Here is an 18,063-nt window from a genome sequence, read left to right as displayed (position 1 = left end):
AATGCTGCCATTCTGGATCGCCCTGCAGTTTCTCAGTAGCCTGCCGGTGAATTTGCCGGGCATGCCCGAGCCTCGCGAGATGGGCCGCTCGCTGCTGTATTACCCGCTGGTTGGCTTGCTGTTCGGGTTGCTGCTATGGCTGGCCAGTTACCTGCTGCAAGGATCGCCGGCGCCATTGCAGGCAGCGCTGCTGCTGACGCTGTGGGTATTGCTCAGTGGTGCCTTGCACCTGGACGGCCTGGCCGACAGTGCCGACGCCTGGTTGGGTGGCTTCGGCGACCGTGAGCGCACCTTGCAGATCATGAAGGACCCGCGCAGCGGCCCGATTGCCGTGGTGGCTCTGGTACTGACGCTGCTGCTCAAGTTTTGCGCGGTGTGGGTGCTGGTGGAGCAGGGGGAGGGCGCCTTGCTGGTGCTGGCGCCGGTGGTTGGGCGGGCGGCCATGCTCGGGTTGTTTCTCGGCACGCCGTATGTGCGGCCGGGTGGCTTGGGCCAGGCGTTGGCCGAGCACCTGCCTCGGCGGGCGGCTGGCTGGGTGCTGTTCGCCAGCCTGCTGGGCTGCCTGGTCCTGGGAGGCTGGCCGGCACTCTGGCCGCTGCTGGCGGCGCTGGCGGTGTTCGGCTGGTTGCGGCGCATGATGTGCCAGCGACTGGGGGGGGCCACGGGTGATACCGCTGGGGCGATGTTGGAGTTGCTCGAGCTGACGGTGGTGGTGGGGCTGGCGTTGGTGGTTTGAAGGCTTGAGATATCCGCCCCGCCACATGATTCAAGCCAAACACCCCGAAACGTCCAGCAACGCATCCCCGCCAGCGACCCGGCCCCAAGCGCGTATCCTCGGCTGCTCCCATTCCTGGCCAAGGAGGCCACCCCATGCACCGCTGGATCCTCGCCACCCTGCTGGCAGCCCAGGCCCTTCCCGGCAACGCCGCCGACCTCATCGATTTCTGGAACACACCCCGCCACGGCGGTAACAGCTTCAACCGACTCCCGCCCGACCGCACCTATTTCGACGCCCTGCGCGGCTATGGTGCGACCTGGGTACGGTTGTCCTATGACAAATGGCAACCGGCCCAGCGCGACTTCCTTCTGGGCAACGCCGACCATTACCCCGGCCTGCCCCCAGCCGATCTGGCCCAGCTACGCGAAACCCTCGACCACGCCCACGCGGCAGGCTTGAAGGTGGTCATCGCACCATTGTCCTTGCCGGGCATGCGCTGGTCGCAGAACAACCAGGGCCAGTTCGACGATCGCCTCTGGCAAGACAAGCGCTACTGGACCCAGGCCACCGCATTCTGGCGTGACCTGGCGGGTGAACTGAAGGACCACCCGGCCATCGCCGCCTACAACCTGATCAACGAACCGGCACCGGAAAAACAAGGCGGCCTGGCCGAACACGCCAGCCTCGCCGCCATGCAGCAGTGGTACGCCACCGCGCAGGGCGGGTCCCGCGACCTGCCGGCGTTGTACCGCCAGGTGATCGCGGCGATCCGTGAGGTGGATCCGCTCACCCCGATCATGCTCGACGCTGGCTGGTACGCGGCAGCCGATGCCTTTGGCTACTGGCCGGCCCCGCTGGCAGATGACCGAGTGCTCTACAGCCTGCACATGTACGAGCCCTACGCGGCCACCAGCGCCCCCAACATGACCCGCCAGGCACCCTTTGCCTACCCAGGGGCGGTGCCCTTCGCCGGTCGATCCGAGCGCTGGGACGGCGAGCGGATACAGCAGTACCTGCAGCAACCGCTGGCCTGGGCCGACGCAGTGGGCCTGCCGCGTTCGCGCCTGGTGGTCGGTGAGTTCGGCTGCATGCGCCGCCTTCCAGGGTGCCGTCAATACCTCGAAGACGTTCTCACGGTGCTGGACCAGAACGCCTTGCACTGGGCCTTCTACAGCTTTCGCGAAGACAATTGGGAGGGTATGGACTACGAGCTGGGCTCGGCCAAGGTGCCTTGGCGCTACTGGCAGGCCATCGAGCAGGGTGCCCCCGACCCGGTGCCGCGCCAGGCAACCAACATGTTCGAACCGATCCGCAAGCGCTTGTCGGGTGATTGACGGCTGGCCATGAAGTGAAACGTCTTGCAACATCATGGAGGCGGGTATATACCCGTGGGCCTTGCGATGTGCTGGAGATAACGACAATGACTTCGGTGTGGCGAACCAGCGGTTGGGTACTGGCGGGCGCGGCGGTGATCCTCGCTCTGTCACTGGGCGTGCGGCACGGCTTCGGCCTGTTCCTGGCGCCGATGAGCGCGGACTTTGGCTGGGGCCGAGGGGTATTCGCCTTCGCCATCGCCTTGCAGAACCTGGTCTGGGGGCTGGCTCAGCCTTTCGCTGGCGCCCTGGCCGATCGGCTGGGGGCGGCGCGGGTGGTGATCATCGGTGGTGTGCTGTATGCCGCCGGCCTGGCCCTGATGAGCATGGCCGACTCGCCCCTTTCACTGTCGCTCAGCGCGGGTTTGTTGATTGGCATCGGCCTTTCCGGCACCTCGTTCTCGGTCATTCTCGGCGTTGTGGGGCGCGCAGTGCCTGCGGAGAAACGCAGCGTGGCAATGGGGATCGCCAGCGCCGCGGGCTCGTTCGGCCAGTTCGCCATGCTGCCCGGCAGCCAGGGCCTGATCCAATGGCTGGGCTGGTCGACGGCGTTGCTGGTGCTGGGGCTGCTGGTGGCGTTGATCGTGCCGTTCGTGGGCCTGTTGCGCGACCGCCCGTTGCCCAGCCATGGCAACGAGCAGACCCTCGGCCAGGCACTGCGCGAGGCTTGCTCGCATTCTGGGTTCTGGCTGCTGGCGCTGGGCTTCTTCGTCTGCGGCTTCCAGGTGGTGTTCATCGGCGTGCACCTGCCGGCCTACCTGGTGGACCAGCACCTGGCCGCCGCTACCGGCACCACCGTGCTGGCGCTGGTCGGTCTGTTCAATATCGTCGGCACCTACGTCGCCGGCTGGCTTGGCGGGCGGATGTCCAAGCCACGCTTGCTCAGCGCCCTGTACCTGCTGCGTGGGGTGGTCATCCTATTGTTCCTGTGGGCGCCGGTGACCGAGTTCAGTGCCTACCTGTTCGGCATCGCCATGGGCTTGTTGTGGCTGTCCACGGTGCCGCTGACCAATGGCACCGTGGCCACGGTGTTTGGCGTGCGCAACCTGTCGATGCTCGGTGGCATCGTCTTCCTGTTCCATCAACTGGGGGCATTTCTCGGTGGCTGGCTGGGCGGCCTGGTGTATGACCAGACCGGCAACTATGACCTGGTCTGGCAGATATCGATCCTGCTCAGCGTGATGGCAGCGGCCCTCAACTGGCCGGTGCGCGAACGCCCGGTCGCGCGCTTGCAGGCCCAGGCAGCATGAGCCGCTATCTGGTGCGTGGGCTGCTGGCGGCGGTGTTCTTGCTGCTGCTGGGAGTGGCGTGGTGGGGCTGGCAGAACGGTGGGTTGGCGCTGATGCAACTGGGCATGGGCGTGTGTTAGGTCCCTAGGTAAGAGGCGCTCCAATGCATCTATCGAAGACAGTGATCAAAGGCCCGAGATCACAGTGATAGGCCGCTATGTTGGCATTCAACCACTGTTCGGGTTCCACGCCCCACCAGCTGATGTCATACCCGGCGTTGTAAACGATGTGTTCGAAAAGTATCCGTTGCGTGCGTCCGTTTCCCTCTCTGAAAGGGTGCACGACGTTCAGCTCGGAATACCGAAAATAGAGCGCTGTGGATGCGGCAAAGGTAATCCAGGTCGTAGGGAGGTGGTTCAAACTCGATGTGTTCGGCAGCGATTGCCGAAAGGAGGCGCTCGGCTTGATTCAGCTCGGCCTCGTCATGAATATTCAGCTTGTTGCGCAGTACTGAACTGTAGGCATAACAGTAAGGGTCTTGATCTATGCCATATCTATCAGTCATCAGCGTGTGGGTTTCATGTAGGCCTTCAACACATCTTCTTTGGAAGGCAGTGGTTTTTCTGCATCTTCCAGCGAGGCTGCAAACCCCTCCAGGCGCAAGCTTGCGGCATAGTTCGAGCGGCGTTTACTGGCTGCGTGTGCTTTCTTCGCTTGCAGGTCGGTCGGGGCCATGGTTCGGTTCGCTCTGGCGTGATTGGAGGCATTATAACCCTACGTTTTTTTGTGATGCCCGCAACCATTAGCCATGGGCGTGTGTTAAGCGCTAACCTGCAGGCTCACGATCGTCAGCAGGAGAACCACACCATGCGTGCACCTTGGTTGATGTTGCCGGCGCTGGCTTTGCTGAGTACCGCGAGCTGGGCGGCGGACTGCCCGGCGTTGTTGCAGGGCAGCCTGCCGGAGTTGCGAGGCAAGGGGCAGGTGGACTTGTGCGAGCGCTTTGCCGGAAAGCCGCTGGTAGTCATCAATACCGCCAGCTATTGCGGATTTGCCCCACAGTTCGAGGGGCTTGAGGCTACCTACAAGGAATACCACGAGCAGGGGCTGGAGATGCTCGGCGTGCCCTCGAATGACTTCAAGCAGGAAGACGACAACGCCGAGAACACCGCGAAGGTGTGCTACGCGAACTATGGCGTGACCTTCACCATGACCAAGGCGCAGCCGGTGCGGGGCAAGGACGCGGTTCCGTTGTTCGTGGAGCTTGCCAACCAGAGCAGTGCGCCGAAGTGGAACTTCTACAAGTACGTGGTGGATCGGCAGGGCAAGGTGATCGGCAATTTCTCCAGCCTGACCAAGCCTGATGATCCTGCGTTCAGGGAAGCGATCGAACAGGCGATTGCCTCCAAGCCTTGAGAGTTTCTGCCCAAAGCCAAAAGCCGTTATTGGTGGGGCGAGGGGAGCAAGCTAATGGGGGTGCACGGTCAGCGCTACCAGGCGCAACACGATTGGCCGCACCAGCAGCACGCAGACGAAGGCGACCGGCATCGCCAGTTGGTAGGCCTTCAGCACGTTGCTCAGGTACTGCGGGTTGACTCCCGCATTCGCCGCTGTGATCACGAAGCACATCAGTAACGCCATGATCGACGACATGAAGAACGCGAACACATAGGGGGTTGCGGCGGGGCGGAGCTTGCGCCCGATACGTGGCTGGGACAGGTTGCTCATGCGAACTCCTGGAACAATGGATGAGGCCGCAGGTTAGCAATGCCGGGCACAGGGTCTGTAGACCGGCAATGCTAAGTTCTCTATAAAGAGATTCTTACGAATCTCTGGGCGCATCATGGACCTGCTCAATGCCATTCGCAGCTTCGTCAAGGTCGTCGAGGCCGGCAGCATCGCTGGCGGCGCTCGCATGCTCGGCCTCAGCCCGGCAGCCGTCAGCCAGAACCTGGCACGCCTGGAAAGCCACCTGCAGGTGCGCTTGGTTAGCCGTACCACCCGCAGCATGGCCCTGACACCGGCCGGTGCGTTGTATTACGAACGGGTCCGACAGGTCGAGCGCGACCTTGCCCTCGCTGAGCACGCGGTCACCACTCCCGACAGCGAGCCCCAGGGCCGGCTCTGCATTGCCTCGACCTCGGCGTTCGGTCGGCATGTGCTGGCGCCGCTGATACCCGCGTTCAGTGCTCGTTATCCGCTGCTTTCGATAGAACTGGTAACGACTGATCGTCGCGTGAGTCACGCCCGCGAAGACGTCGACATCAGCCTGCGCATCGCTGCGCAACTGGAAGACCAGCTGCTCGCCCGGCATATCGCCCGTATTCCTTTCATCTGCTGCGCATCGCCCGGCTACCTGGCCAAGGCCGGCCTGCCGACCACGCCTGAAGCCCTGCACGAGCACCGTTGCCTGGTGTTTCGCTACCCGGTCGATGGCCGGTATCTGCGTTGGGGGTTCGTGCGCGACGGCCTGCGCTTCGAGGCAGAGTTCGGTACCGTGCTGGTCAGCGACGACATCGACGCCCTGGCGCAGATGGCGCTCAACGACGGTGGCATCACCCGGCTGGCTGAGTTCATCGTCCGCCCGCACCTGGACTCGGGCGCCCTGGTGCCACTATTCGAATACAGCGACAGCAGTCAGGCCTATGCCCAGACCGAGCCGATGGACGTTTACCTGTGCCTGGCCGACCGCTTCGCCCTGACGCCCAAGGTGCGCGCGTTCATGGACTACCTGCGTGAATCGCTGGGCGATAGCTGGCAAGTGCAGGCATGAAAAAACCGCCACGAGGGCGGTTCTTCATGCAGCGGGTGGCGATCAGAAGCGGTAGGTGAGGGAGGCACCGATGCCGTGAGCGCTGTTTTCGTACTTGGCCTGGTAGCTGCCTTTGGTGGTGCTGACCTGGTTGACCTTGGTGTCTTCTTCCCACAGGTAGGAATAGGCCACGTCGATGGTCATGTCGTCGTTCGGGCTCCAGCCAGCACCCAGGCTGAAGATCTTGCGGTCGCCGGTTGGGATGCGCGGAGAGCGGTCGGTGTTATTGGTCGGCGACTGGTCAACGGAGAAGCCGGTACGCAGTACCCATTCCTTGTTCACGCGGTACGAAGCGCCAATGGCGTGGGCCCAGGTATCGTGCCAGTTCTGCTCCTCGGTGATGGTCTCGAACGCCGAGCCTTGCAGCGCCGTCGGTACGTCGTTCTGCACGGTGATGTTTTCCAGACGGCTCCAGCGAGTCCAGGTGCTACCGGCGTAGAGGGTCCAGTGATCATCCAGCTCGTGGGTCACGGAAAGGTCGATCGACTCGGGTGTCTTGATCTTCAGGGTAGCGTCGAACTTGCTGCCGTCGTAGGGGCCGATCAGAGGGGTACTGACCCGGGTCTTGCCTTCGAGCTTGTAGTCGACCATCGAGTGGTAGGTGAGGCCGATACGTGTGCGGTCGGTGGCCTGTACCAGGATACCGATGTTGTAGCCAACGGCGGTATCGTCACCCTTGATCTTCACCTCGCCATCGTTCTGGCCGGCTGGGCCGAACGGGTTGATCAAGCTCGATCCCAGCTCACCCTCGATACGGTTGATGGTCGGGCCGAAACCGATCGATACCTTGTCGTTGAAGGCGTAGCTGACGGTTGGCTGGAAGGTGATGACCTGAACGTGGCTCTTCTTGCCCCAATAGCGAGCAGCATCGTCGCTACCATAGTCGGTGACCAGGCCGAACGGCACGTAGACGCCGAAGCCAACGCTCCAGTGATCATCGATTGGTTTTACGTAATAGCCCATCGGCACGCCGACAACCGGAACCATATCACCATCGGTTTCCCCCCCGAGGTTGCTACCTGGGCCCGAGATATCGGTTTTTGCGATGACGGCCGCGCCACCCACGGTGACTTGCTCGCGCTTGAGGCGCGACATGCCGGCAGGGTTGCCAAACACGGTACTTGCATCTTCGGCAGAAGAAGAACGACCCGCGAACCCCGTACCCATCCCACTGATGCTTTGCTCGTTGAGCGCAAAGCCGCTGGCGAGCAGTTGGCTGGATGCGAGGGCAACGGCTACGCCGAGGGAGGTTTTGAGCATTGCTTTTTTCATTATTAGAACTCCTTGAGGTCTCCGGGGCGAAAAGCTACCAACAAATCACGCGCCGCGCTATAGGCTCAAACGCAGGAGATAGAGCGCTTTTGTAGGACAATCCGACCAAAATTCCTTTTTATATAGTCAGTAGGTAGGACCTTTCTTACGAGGCTTGCGGGACTTTCTGTGAGACACAGGTCTGCCAGGCGAGGGTGAAGTCGCGTATTCGGCCTTGTGGGTGGAATACCTGGCGCCAGATTCGTGCCAGGCCGATCAGGTCGTCGGCGGCCGGCAAGGGGGCGGCGTGCTCTTCGATGAGCATCCAGGCAATGGCGGTGGAGTAACGCAGGTTGACGGCGAGTTCCAGGTACGGGCCGCCGAGGAAGGCGTGTTGGCTGGCCAGGCCGCGGACGAGGCTGGCAAGTTCGGGGTCGCGGGCCAGATAGTGGTCCCAGAGGGCCTGGTGGCGTTGTTCGCCGATCCGGTACAGCCCATGCCCGCGCCGGTCATGCAAGACCGAACCGAGGGTCGACTGGCTGGCGGCGACGCCCAGCAACAGGGCTTCGGCACTGGCGCAATGACGATTGAGGTAGACCAGGGTTGGTCGGATCACATACTGACACAATTCCTTCGCGGCAATACTCATGATGCCCTCGAGCAGTTGAAGGCCGACGGGCGCTGGAGCTTGGCAGCTGGTGAATGGTCAGGCCCGCCGGAAGCGGCTCGCACCGCTCGAGTTGAAGTGTAGTGTGATAATGCTGGTGTAAAAGGCTGTTTTTAAATCGATTGCGGCCCGTCGCCCGGTGCCATATGCCTTGTGGCAATTACGCCAAGAACCAATGACTGCCTGGGCGGCGGGTGCATTCAGCGGCTGAATGCCACGGCATTCGCCGCTCACGCAGTCAATGACTGCCGGGTGCGAGTGATGACGGCCTGCAGCGGCTCCGATCGGCTGTACTGTTCAGGGTACAGGCGCTCGGTGTGGCAGGCGACGCCGTGTTCGTCCACCAGAGTGAAGCTGAAGCTGCCCTTGCGGGGGGCAACGATGAGGCATTTCAGCGGCGAAAACGCCTTGGAGAGGGTGCCAATGGCAGCCTGAATTTGGTGATGAGTTTGCATATTGTTGGATGTTCCTGCTTTAAACACGGGGATTAGGATCCGTGCATGATAGAAACGTTCCAGTGACGCCTTTATTAAGGGACGAACGAACCTGACTGGAACAGGGCAGCCAGAGAGGGCGCAATCAAAAGTGGGCGCTTGGGCTGACTGGTAGGTACTTCAGAAGGCAGGCAATACTCCGGGGCCAAGGTTCTAGGCCGTCGGGGTTGGGTCCTGATCAATCTGTCACGTGATTCGTGCTTGGACAGCGAGAAGCTGGCGAGGGAATCATCGATTGGCCGGTCCTGGTTTCAGCGGCGGGCACCTTCGTAGGTGATACGAATGGGTGGGCAGCAAGGACGCGAATGGCCGGAATTGACTTTCAGCTGGGTACTAACGGGGCGCACCTTAACCCAGATGTGAGTGCTTGGCAAGCGTTTTTACTTTTCACCAGGCGAGCCGCACAGTATGGCGCTAATCGCGGTTGCTGTGAAGAGGGGGAAATTGGCCGACAACCTTCGCGATGTGCCGAGCCGGTGCATGGCAACGACCAGCGCAACGCAGTTGTGCACATTTGCGGTGCGGCTTGTAACGGGGCGGCGACAGCCTGGTCGAGGCTCGCCAATGACTTGACTGGACCCTTAAGTCAATGAAAAAAAACACTAATTTTTGCTGGTGAAAAAATCGTCAGTTTGACTGTAGCCCCCGTTTCACGGGGGTTTGAGAGGTCTTTGAAGGCGTTGTCCACCGACTTATCCACAGGAACTGTGGATTGTCCCGAGCGCTTGCTCTAGGACGGGCGTGCCAGCAATTTACAGAACTGTCCGACAATCAGAAGGCACCTGGCGACTGACTGGTCCTGGGCTTTGAAACGTCAAGAAAAGATCATTTAAATTTTTTTACATCCGAGCATGATCTGCACACGGTGAGGCAAAAAAGAGAGTAGAGTGGCGCGCTTTTCGAATTGCCATGCTGCTCACTCATGAAGTTTCGCGGTAAATCCCTCGCCACACCTGCCATGCCATCGTCGGCCGCGCCAGCCAAACGCTTTTCGCTGAAAGTCGCCCTGTGGCTGCTCGACAACCCGCGCCTGGGCGACAAGCCCCAGGTCAAACACATCGCTGGACGTCTTCTCAAGCAGCCGGCCCGCCAGGGTGTGGTGGTGGCGCAGAGCCGCCTGGGACAGATGCTGTGTCGCGATTGCGGCAACTCCCGCGACCGGCGTATCGGCCACGAGCTGCTGCGCCAGGCAGCCCGTGCCGGCGACCGGCAAGCCCAGCAGGAATATGCGCGGCTGTGCCAGGCCAGTGAGCCGGACCAGGCTCGCACAGACTCCGCAGACTGATAAGCTGCACCGCACTTGCATCAAGACCGATCGGGGTGACCATGGCAGTGGATCTGACCAGCATTCTGCTGGGCATCGTAATGGCGGCGCTGCCGTGCGTAGGCTGGGTCATCCAGCAACAACGTCGTTACAGCCGCCGCGAGGGTGAGCGAGCGCTGCTCGAAGAGCGCCTGAACAGCGCACAGCTGGCCCAGGAAGGTCTGCAGGCCCAGCTCGAAGCCAATCGCGACGAGATCAGCGACCTCAGTGAAGCCAACACCGTCAAGCAGACCCAACTCGCCGCCCAGGGGCGCGAGCTGGAGCTGTTGCAGGTCGAGCGCGACAACGCCCGCGATGCCGCCCACGCCTGGAACCTCGAACGCGCCAACCGCGAAGCCGAACTGCGCCGCCTCGAAGCCCAAACCGCACGCCTGGAAGCCGAACTGCGTGAACAGCAGGAAAGCCACCAGCAGCGCCTGGACGACCTGCAGGAAGCCCGCGACACCCTGCGTGCGCAGTTCGCCGACCTGGCCACCAAGATCTTCGACGAGCGCGAACAGCGCTTCGCCCAGACCAGCCAGCAGCACCTCGGGCAGTTGCTCGACCCCCTCAAGGAACGCATCCAGGCCTTCGAGAAACGCGTGGAAGAAAGCTACCAGCAGGAAGCCCGCGAGCGCTTCTCGCTGGGCAAGGAACTCGAGCGCCTGCAGCAGCTCAACCTGCGCCTGTCCGACGAGGCGACCAACCTGACCCAGGCCCTCAAGGGCCAGAAGACCCAAGGCAACTGGGGCGAGCTTATCCTCGAACGGGTGTTGGAGCACGCGGGGCTGGAGAAAGGCCGTGAATACCAGACCCAGGTCAGCCTCAAGAGCGCCGATGGCGAACGTTTCCAGCCCGACGTGCTGATCATGCTGCCGGGCGACAAGCAGGTGGTGGTGGACGCCAAGGTCAGCCTCACCGCCTACCAGCAGTTCGTCAGCAACAACGACGACAACGCCCTCAAGCAGCATGTGCAATCGCTGCGCAGCCACGTCAAGGGCTTGTCGAGCAAGGACTACAACCGCCTCGAAGGCCTGCACAGCCTCGACTTCGTGCTGCTCTTCGTGCCGATCGAAGCGGCGTTCTCGGCGGCCCTGCAAGCCGAACCGAACCTGTTCCAGGAGGCCTTCGATCGGCAGATCGTGATCGTCAGCCCGACCACCCTGCTGGCTACGCTGCGGGTCATCGACAGCCTCTGGAAGCAGGAACGCCAAGGTCAGAACGCCCGGGAAATCGCCGAGCGCGCCGGATGGCTGTACGACAAGTTCGTGCTGTTCATCCAGGACCTGGACGAACTGGGCAACCGCTTGCAGCAAGTGGACAAGGCCTATGCGGCGGCGCGCAACAAGCTGTGCGAAGGGCGCGGCAACCTGGTCAGCCGCAGCGAACAGCTCAAGCTGCTCGGCGCCCGGGCCAGCAAGAGCCTGCCGGCCGACCTGCTGGAGCGGGCGCTGTCCGACGAGGCCCTGGCGGGCGAGGCGGTTACTGAACCAGGCTCAGATGACGGTTGAGCAGGGCGCGTAAGGCGGCCGGCTTGACCGGCTTGGCCAGGTAGTCGAGCCCGGCGGCGTGCACCGAGGCAATGGTCTCGTTGCGCCCGTCGGCGCTGATCACCACGCCCGGCACCGGTTCACCCAGGCGCGCCCGTAGCCAGCCCATCAACTCGGTGCCAGTTTCGCCGTCATCGAGGTGGTAGTCCACCAGCGCCAGGTGCGGGCGCATGCCCTTGGCCAGCAGTGCCTCGCATTCCTCGCGGTTGCGCGCCGTCCATACCTGGCAGCCCCAGCGGCTGAGCAGGCTGTGCATGCCGATGAGGATGCTGTCTTCGTTGTCGACGCACAGTACCTGCAACCCTGCCAATGGCTGGCTGCTCTGTTCGACCACGGCGACCGGTGCCGGTGCGGCCTGCCTGGCGACCGGCACGCTGACCCGGAACACCGTGCCGCGCCCGGGCCACGAGCGCACTTCGAGCGGGTGGCCAAGCACCCGGCACAAACCGTCGGCGATCGCCAGGCCCAGGCCCAGGCCCTTTTCGGCGCGGGTCTGGTGGCTGTCCAGGCGTTTGAATTCCTGGAAGATCACTTGCAGCTTGTCGTCGGCGATGCCTGGGCCACGGTCCCACACTTCCAGCCACAGGCGCTCGCCCTGGCGGCGCACGCCGAGCAGGATCGGGCCCTTGCCGTAGCGCAAGGCATTGGTGAGGAAATTCTGCAGCACCCGGCGCAGCAGCTTCATGTCGCTGTCGATGCGCAGGCGGCTGCCGCGCAAGCGGAACTCCAAGCCTTTTTCCGCCGCCAACAGCTTGAACTCGGCGCCGAGGGTATCGAACAGCTCGTTGAGGGCGAAGGGCTTGGCATCAGGGGTGACCTTGCCGTTTTCCAGGCGAGAGATGTCCAGCAGGTCGCTGATCAGTTCCTCGGCCGAGCGCAGCGAGCTGTCCATGTGCTGCACCAGTTGCTGCGCCTCTTCGTTCATGGCGCCCTCGGCTTGCTGCGACAGGGCCGCGGAGAACAACCGGGCGGCATTGAGCGGCTGCATCAGGTCGTGGCTGACCGCCGCCAGGAAGCGGCTCTTGGACTGGCTGACCGCCTCGGCCTGGCTCTTGGCCTCGCTCAACGCCTGGTTCAGTTGCGACAGTTCATGGGTGCGTTCGGCCACCCGTTGTTCCAGGCTCTCGTTGGCCTCGCGCAGGGCCTGCTCGGCCTCGCGGAACGGTGTGATGTCGGTGAAGCTCATGACGAAGCCGCCGCCGGGCATGGGGTTGCCGATCAGCTCGATGACCCGGCCGTTGGGGAACAGGCGCTCGGAGGAATGCGCACGCCCCTGGCGCATCCAGTGCAGGCGCCGGGCCACGTGCACTTGCGCTTCGCCCGGGCCGCACAGGCCGCGCTCGGCGTTGTAGCGGATGATGTCGGCGATCGGCCGGCCGACGCTGATCAGCCCGTCGGGGTAGTTGAACAGCTCCAGGTAGCGGCGGTTCCAGGCCACCAGGTGCAGGTTCTGGTCGACCACGCTGATGCCCTGGTTGATGTTCTCGATGGCGCCTTGCAGCAGGGCGCGGTTGAACTGCAGCACCTCGCTGGCCTCGTCGGCGATGCGCACCACGTCCTCGAGCTGCATGTCGCGGCCTTCGATGGCCGCCTTGACCACGGCCCGCGTGGATGAGGTGCCGAGCACGCCGGCAAGCAGGCGCTCGGTGTGCTCGATCCAGTCGCCATCGGCGTTCTGGTTGGGGTTGAAGCCCTTGCCCTGACGATAGGCGAAGCGGATGAAGCTTTGCCGTGCGCGCTCCTCGCCGACGAAGCGTGCGGCCAGCTTGAGCAGGTCGTCGATCTGCACCGCCAACAACGGTTTGCCGCTGGGGCGGGTGGTCTGCTGGCCGATGAAGCGACCGGCTTGCCAATGCTCGGACACCCGTGTGCGCGACAGGATCGAAACCCAGGCGAACAGCGTGAAGTTGCCCGCCAGCGACAGCACCACGCCTTGGGTGAGCGGTGTGATCGGCAGGTTCAGCGGGTTGCCGTGCAGCCAGGCCAGGCCCGGGAACAGCGTCAGCGGCACGTTCAGGCTATGGGCGATGATCGGCAGCACCAGGGTGTAGAACCACAGGAAGATGCCGGCGGCGAGGCCGGCGAACACGCCGCGGCGGTTGGCCTGCTTCCAGTACAGCGCGCCGAGCATGGCCGGCGTCAGCTGGGTGACGGCGGCGAAGGCGATCTGGCCGATGGTCGCCAGGCTCGCGGTGGAACCCAGCAGGCGGTAGCTGACGTAGGCCAGCAGGAGGATGACCACGATGGTCACCCGGCGCACCGAGAGCATCCAGTGGCGGAACGCTTCGAACGGGCGTTCGGCGTTGTTGCGGCGCAACAGCCAGGGCAGCAGCATGTCGTTGGAAACCATGGTCGACAGCGCCACGGCCTCGACGATGACCATGCCGGTGGCGGCCGAGGCGCCGCCGATGAACGCCAGCAGGGCCAGGCTTGGATGCGCTTCGGCCAGCGGCAGGCTGATCACGAACGAGTCGGAGATCACCGTGCCCGGCAGCAGCATCTGCCCGGCCAGGGCGATCGGCACCACGAACAGCGCGGCCAGCGCCAGGTAGGCGGGGAACACCCAGCGCGCCAGGCGCATGTCCTGGGGCTCGATGTTTTCCACCACGGTGACGTGGAATTGGCGCGGCAGGCAGATGATCGCCATCATCGCCACGGCGGTCTGCACCACCATCGACGGCCAGTTGATGGTTTCCTGCCAGTAGCTGTCCAGCTGGACTGCCTGGCGCGCCTGGCTGAACAGGTCGTCGAAACCGTCGTACAGGTTGAAGACGATGAACACGCCCACGGCAAGGAAGGCCAGCAGCTTGATCAGCGATTCGAAGGCGATCGCCAGGACCATGCCGCGGTGGTGCTCGGTGACGTCCAGGCTGCGCGTGCCGAAGACGATGGCGAACAGCGCCAGCACCAGCGACACCACCAGCGCGGTGTCCTGCACGCGAGTGCCGGTGGCGTCGGCGTTGGCACCGATCAGCAGGTTGACGCCGAGCACGATGCCCTTGAGCTGCAGGGCGATATACGGCAGCACGCCGACCAGGCAGATCAGCGCCACGACCACCGCCAGGCTCTGCGACTTGCCGTAGCGGGCGGCAATGAAGTCGGCGATCGAGGTGATGTTCTGCTGCTTGCTGATCAGCACCATCTTCTGCAGCACCCAGGGCGCGAAGATCATCAGCAGCACCGGGCCCAGGTAGATGGGCAGAAACGCCCAGAGCTGCTCGGCGGCCTGACCGACCGCGCCGAAGAACGTCCAGCTGGTGCAATACACCGCCAGCGACAGGCTGTACACCCACGCACGCAGGCGCGGCGGCAACGGCGTGCTGCGACGGTCGCCGTAGAAGGCGATGGCGAACATGACGGCCATATAGGCCAGGGCGACCACGGCGATCAGCCCGCTGGACAACGACATGAAGACTCCGGAGCAAGAAAGATTACGCGGTCCCGATCAATCAGTCTGGCACGCAGGTGGCGGTTCGTCAGCGCCGACGTTGGTCGCAAGGGCAGGTTGTCGCAGGCTTCATTGTCGTGCGACCAGCGGAGGATTGACAGCCCCGCTGCCCACGGGGAATACTCTGCGCAGAATTCATATAGATGTTTATATAACAAGACGAGAGCGAGACCCCATGCACCCACTGTCCGGTGATGCTCGACTGCCCCGCTACCAACAGCTGCGCGACCACCTGGTCGAGCAGATCGCCAACAATCGCTGGCGCCCGGGCGAGGCGATTCCAACCGAGGCCGCGCTGGCCAGCGAGTTCGACATGTCCGTCGGTACCGTGCGCAAGGCAGTCGATGCCCTGGTGGCCGAAGGCGTGCTGGAACGCCAGCAGGGCCGTGGCACCTTCATTCGCCGCCCGCAGTTCCAATCCTCGCTGTTCCGCTTCTTCCGCTTCGAGGCCGCCGATGGCCAGCGGGTGATGCCGCAGAGCCGCATCCTGTCGATCGAGCCGCTGCAGGCGCCTTCGGCGGTAGCCCAGGCCCTCGGGTTGCCTGCCGAGGCCGAGGTGATCCGTCTCGTGCGTACACGTCTGCTCGGTGCACAACCGGTGCTGGCCGAGGAAATCTGGTTGCCTCGGCAGACCTTCCAGCCGCTGCTGGACGTCGACCTCGACCGCGAGGGGCCGTTGCTCTATCCCATCTACGAAGCCTTGTGCGGCCAGGTGGTCGCCTATGCCGAGGAGACCTTGACCGCCGAAGCGGTCGATGCGGTGCATGGCCGCCTGTTGCAACTGCCGGCCGACAGCCCGGTGGTGGTGATCGAGCGCCTGGCCCGTGACTACGCCGGCAAGCCTCTGGAATGGCGCCGCTCGCGCGGCCATGCGCAGCACTTCCGCTACCGCATCGACATTCGCTGAGCCGGCTGTTTCGCCCTGTTGCCCGTCTGCGCCGTTCTGCCACGGCGCAGCGGTTTTGCCTGCCCGGTCGCCAGCGTGCCAAGAGCTTCGGTGCGCCCGACCGCTACACACACGACTAGAAGGATAACAATCATGTTCAGCTGGTACCGCCAGATCACTTCCCGGGAGCGCAAGACGTTCTGGGCCTGTTTCGGGGGCTGGTCGCTCGATGCGCTGGAAGTGCAGATGTTCGGCCTGGCCATTCCGGCCTTGATCGCCGCGTTTTCCCTGACCAAGGGCGACGCCGGTCTGATCAGCGGCGTGACCCTGATCACCTCGGCCATCGGTGGCTGGCTCGGTGGCACCCTGTCCGACCGCTACGGCCGGGTACGCACCCTGCAGTGGATGATCCTCTGGTTCTCCTTCTTCACCTTCCTCTCGGCGTTCGTCACCGGCTTCTATCCACTGGTGTTCGTCAAAGCCATGCAGGGGTTCGGCATCGGCGGCGAGTGGGCCGCCGGCGCGGTGCTGATGGCCGAGACCATCAACCCGAAATACCGCGGCAAGGTCATGGGTACGGTGCAGAGCGCCTGGGCCGTGGGCTGGGGCCTGGCGGTCGGGCTGTTCGCGCTGATCTACTCGCTGGTGCCGCAAGAGTTCGCCTGGCGCGTGATGTTCTTCGTCGGCTTGCTGCCGTCCTTGCTGATCATCTGGGTACGGCGCAACGTACCTGAGCCCGACAGCTTCCAGCGCCTGCAGAAGGAAAAGGCCATTCCTGGCAGTTTCTTCAAGTCGATGGCTGGCATCTTCCGCCCCGAACTGCTGCGCGTGACCCTGCTTGGCGGCCTGCTGGGCCTGGGTGCCCACGGTGGCTACCACGCGGTGATGACCTGGCTGCCGACCTTTCTCAAGACCGAGCGCAACCTGTCGGTGCTGAACTCCGGTGGCTACCTGGCGGTGATCATCTTCGCCTTCTGGTGCGGCTGCGTGGTCAGCGGGCTGCTGATCGATCGTATCGGCCGGCGCAAGAACATCCTGCTGTTCGCCCTGTGCTGCGTGCTGACCGTGCAGGCCTACGTGTTCTTCCCGTTGAGCAACACGCAGATGCTGTTCCTGGGTTTCCCGCTCGGTTTCTTCGCTGCAGGTATTCCCGCCAGCCTCGGCTCGTTCTTCAACGAACTGTACCCGGCCGACGTGCGCGGCGCCGGAGTGGGCTTCTGTTACAACTTTGGCCGGGTGCTGTCGGCGGTATTCCCGTTCCTGGTCGGGCACATGAGCGAATCGATGTCGCTGGGTAGCGCCATCGGTATCGACGCCGGCATCGCCTATGGCGTGGCCATGGTCGCGGCGCTGTGCCTGCCGGAAACCCGCGGTCGCAACCTCGAAGCCAGCCCTGCGCCGCAGGCGAGCGGTGCGCTGGCCAAGTAATCCATTTTTAGTTCCCCTGACGCTTCGATGAGAACCATGCCCGACGTTGCTGCTTCACCCCTGACTGCCATCGATAGCCACGCCCACGTGTTCAGCCGTGGGCTGGACCTGGCCAGCGAGCGGCGCTACGCGCCGACCTACGACGCGCCGCTGGGCGATTACCTGGGCCAGTTGCAGGCCCCTGGTTTCAGTCATGGCGTATTGGTCCAGCCCAGTTTCCTGGGCACCGACAACCGTTACCTGCTCAGTGCCCTGCAGAGCGTGCCGGGACAGTTGCGTGGGGTGGTGATGCTTGACCGCGACGTCGAGCGCGAAGCCCTCGATGACATGGCGCGCCTGGGGGTCAGGGGCGTGCGCCTGAACCTCATGGGCCAAGCCCTGCCTGACCTGACTGACGCTGAGTGGCGGCCCTTGTTCGAGCGTATCGGCGAGCAGGGCTGGCACCTGGAACTGCATCGCCAGGTGGCGGATATCCCGACCTTGGTGCGTGCCCTGGAACCTTATGGCCTGGACATCGTGATCGACCATTTCGGCCGCCCCGATGCCCGTCTGGGCCTGGGCCAGCCAGGCTTTGCCGAACTGCTGACGCTGGGAGGCAAGGGTAGGGTGTGGGTGAAGGTGTCCGGCGTCTACCGCCTGGCGGGTACACCGGAGCAGAACCTGGCGTTCGCGCGTCAGGCGCTGGGCGCGCTGGAGGCGCACTACGGCGCCGAGCGGCTGATGTGGGGGAGTGACTGGCCGCATACTCAGCATGAGGCGACGGTGAGCTTCGGCTCGGTGGTCGAGCAGTTCGAGGCGCTGGGATGTTCGGCGGACTTGCGCCGGGCGCTGCTGGTGGAGACTGCGCGGGATTTGTTCGGTTTCAAGTGATGTAGCGCCTGTGCCGGCCTCTTCGCGGGTAAAC

The 18,063-nt window shown here is 63.6% G+C and carries 17 protein-coding genes and 1 pseudogene; 11 read left to right on the top strand and 7 right to left on the bottom strand.

Annotated features, from left to right (window positions below; translation table 11 throughout):
* Position 1 precedes the first annotated feature (1 nt).
* The 4 genes from IAE37_RS14510 to IAE37_RS29020 all read left to right on the top strand — a co-directional run bounded on the left by IAE37_RS14510 (position 2) and on the right by IAE37_RS29020 (position 3,460).
* Positions 2–736 (top strand): adenosylcobinamide-GDP ribazoletransferase, encoded by a 735-nt coding sequence (locus tag IAE37_RS14510; protein ID WP_201174675.1) that lies wholly within the window; start codon positions 2–4, stop codon positions 734–736.
* 134 nt (positions 737–870) lie between these two features.
* Positions 871–2,052, top strand: coding sequence for a cellulase family glycosylhydrolase (locus IAE37_RS14505; protein ID WP_201174673.1), 1,182 nt, complete (start codon positions 871–873; stop codon positions 2,050–2,052).
* Positions 2,053–2,138: 86 nt separating this feature from the next.
* Positions 2,139–3,341 carry an MFS transporter gene (locus IAE37_RS14500; RefSeq protein WP_236409962.1) on the top strand — a complete coding sequence of 401 codons (1,203 nt, stop codon included), beginning with the start codon at positions 2,139–2,141 and terminating at the stop codon, positions 3,339–3,341.
* Entirely contained in the window at positions 3,338–3,460 is a 123-nt protein-coding gene (locus tag IAE37_RS29020; RefSeq protein WP_268933320.1) for a hypothetical protein, read from the top strand. The genes IAE37_RS14500 and IAE37_RS29020 overlap by 4 nt, the downstream gene beginning before the upstream one ends.
* Positions 3,461–3,464: 4 nt before the next feature.
* Here the strand turns inward: IAE37_RS29020 and IAE37_RS14495 are convergent.
* Positions 3,465–3,885: pseudogene (locus IAE37_RS14495) on the bottom strand (Fic/DOC family protein).
* Positions 3,885–4,055, bottom strand: a complete 171-nt coding sequence (locus IAE37_RS14490; protein WP_201174671.1) for a YhfG family protein — start codon at positions 4,053–4,055, stop codon at positions 3,885–3,887. The pseudogene IAE37_RS14495 and the gene IAE37_RS14490 overlap by 1 nt, the downstream one beginning before the upstream one ends.
* Before the next feature lie 132 nt (positions 4,056–4,187).
* Here IAE37_RS14490 and IAE37_RS14485 point away from each other — a divergent pair, with 132 nt between their 5' ends.
* Positions 4,188–4,736, top strand: a complete 549-nt coding sequence (locus IAE37_RS14485; RefSeq protein ID WP_201174669.1) for a glutathione peroxidase — start codon at positions 4,188–4,190, stop codon at positions 4,734–4,736.
* Positions 4,737–4,787: 51 nt separating this feature from the next.
* Here IAE37_RS14485 and IAE37_RS14480 read toward each other — a convergent pair whose 3' ends face one another.
* A complete protein-coding gene (locus tag IAE37_RS14480) occupies positions 4,788–5,048 on the bottom strand; it encodes a DUF2798 domain-containing protein (RefSeq protein WP_201174668.1) in 261 nt (86 codons plus the stop codon).
* A gap of 115 nt (positions 5,049–5,163) precedes the next feature.
* On the opposite strand from IAE37_RS14480, the gene IAE37_RS14475 reads away from it, so the two are divergent.
* Positions 5,164–6,093: a LysR family transcriptional regulator gene (locus tag IAE37_RS14475; protein ID WP_201174667.1), complete on the top strand. Its 930-nt coding sequence runs from the start codon at positions 5,164–5,166 to the stop codon at positions 6,091–6,093.
* Between the two features lie 42 nt (positions 6,094–6,135).
* Here IAE37_RS14475 and IAE37_RS14470 read toward each other — a convergent pair whose 3' ends face one another.
* The 3 genes from IAE37_RS14470 to IAE37_RS14460 form a co-directional block, all read right to left on the bottom strand.
* Positions 6,136–7,404 (bottom strand): OmpP1/FadL family transporter, encoded by a 1,269-nt coding sequence (locus IAE37_RS14470; RefSeq protein WP_201174666.1) that lies wholly within the window; start codon positions 7,402–7,404, stop codon positions 6,136–6,138.
* A gap of 145 nt (positions 7,405–7,549) precedes the next feature.
* A complete protein-coding gene (locus IAE37_RS14465; protein ID WP_201174665.1) occupies positions 7,550–8,032 on the bottom strand; it encodes a hypothetical protein in 483 nt (160 codons plus the stop codon).
* A 248-nt stretch (positions 8,033–8,280) separates the two neighbouring features.
* Positions 8,281–8,505 (bottom strand): hypothetical protein, encoded by a 225-nt coding sequence (locus tag IAE37_RS14460; RefSeq protein ID WP_201174651.1) that lies wholly within the window; start codon positions 8,503–8,505, stop codon positions 8,281–8,283.
* Positions 8,506–9,466: 961 nt separating this feature from the next.
* Here IAE37_RS14460 and IAE37_RS14455 point away from each other — a divergent pair.
* Both IAE37_RS14455 and rmuC read left to right on the top strand, forming a co-directional pair.
* Positions 9,467–9,829, top strand: a complete 363-nt coding sequence (locus tag IAE37_RS14455) for a sel1 repeat family protein (protein WP_201174650.1) — start codon at positions 9,467–9,469, stop codon at positions 9,827–9,829.
* Positions 9,830–9,984: 155 nt separating this feature from the next.
* Positions 9,985–11,358: a DNA recombination protein RmuC gene (rmuC, locus tag IAE37_RS14450; RefSeq protein ID WP_201174747.1), complete on the top strand. Its 1,374-nt coding sequence runs from the start codon at positions 9,985–9,987 to the stop codon at positions 11,356–11,358.
* Here rmuC and IAE37_RS14445 read toward each other — a convergent pair.
* Positions 11,330–14,806, bottom strand: coding sequence for a PAS domain-containing hybrid sensor histidine kinase/response regulator (locus tag IAE37_RS14445; RefSeq protein ID WP_201174649.1), 3,477 nt, complete (start codon positions 14,804–14,806; stop codon positions 11,330–11,332). The genes rmuC and IAE37_RS14445 overlap by 29 nt on opposite strands.
* A gap of 214 nt (positions 14,807–15,020) precedes the next feature.
* Between IAE37_RS14445 and IAE37_RS14440 the strand changes: the two genes are divergently transcribed.
* The 3 genes from IAE37_RS14440 (at position 15,021) to IAE37_RS14430 (ending at position 18,029) form a co-directional block, all read left to right on the top strand.
* Positions 15,021–15,752: a GntR family transcriptional regulator gene (locus IAE37_RS14440; RefSeq protein ID WP_201174648.1), complete on the top strand. Its 732-nt coding sequence runs from the start codon at positions 15,021–15,023 to the stop codon at positions 15,750–15,752.
* Positions 15,753–15,884: 132 nt separating this feature from the next.
* The gene (locus tag IAE37_RS14435; RefSeq protein WP_201174647.1) at positions 15,885–17,159 is read left to right on the top strand and encodes an MFS transporter; all 1,275 of its coding nucleotides are present in this window, start codon (positions 15,885–15,887) and stop codon (positions 17,157–17,159) included.
* Positions 17,160–17,195: 36 nt separating this feature from the next.
* On the top strand, positions 17,196–18,029 hold the full coding sequence (locus tag IAE37_RS14430) for an amidohydrolase family protein (RefSeq protein ID WP_201174646.1): 834 nt from the start codon (positions 17,196–17,198) through the stop codon (positions 18,027–18,029).
* Positions 18,030–18,063 lie beyond the last annotated feature (34 nt).

The organism is Pseudomonas sp. S31 (genome assembly GCF_016648105.1).
Taxonomy (GTDB): Bacteria; Pseudomonadota; Gammaproteobacteria; order Pseudomonadales; family Pseudomonadaceae; genus Aquipseudomonas.
This window is presented reverse-complemented; position numbering and strand designations above follow the sequence as displayed.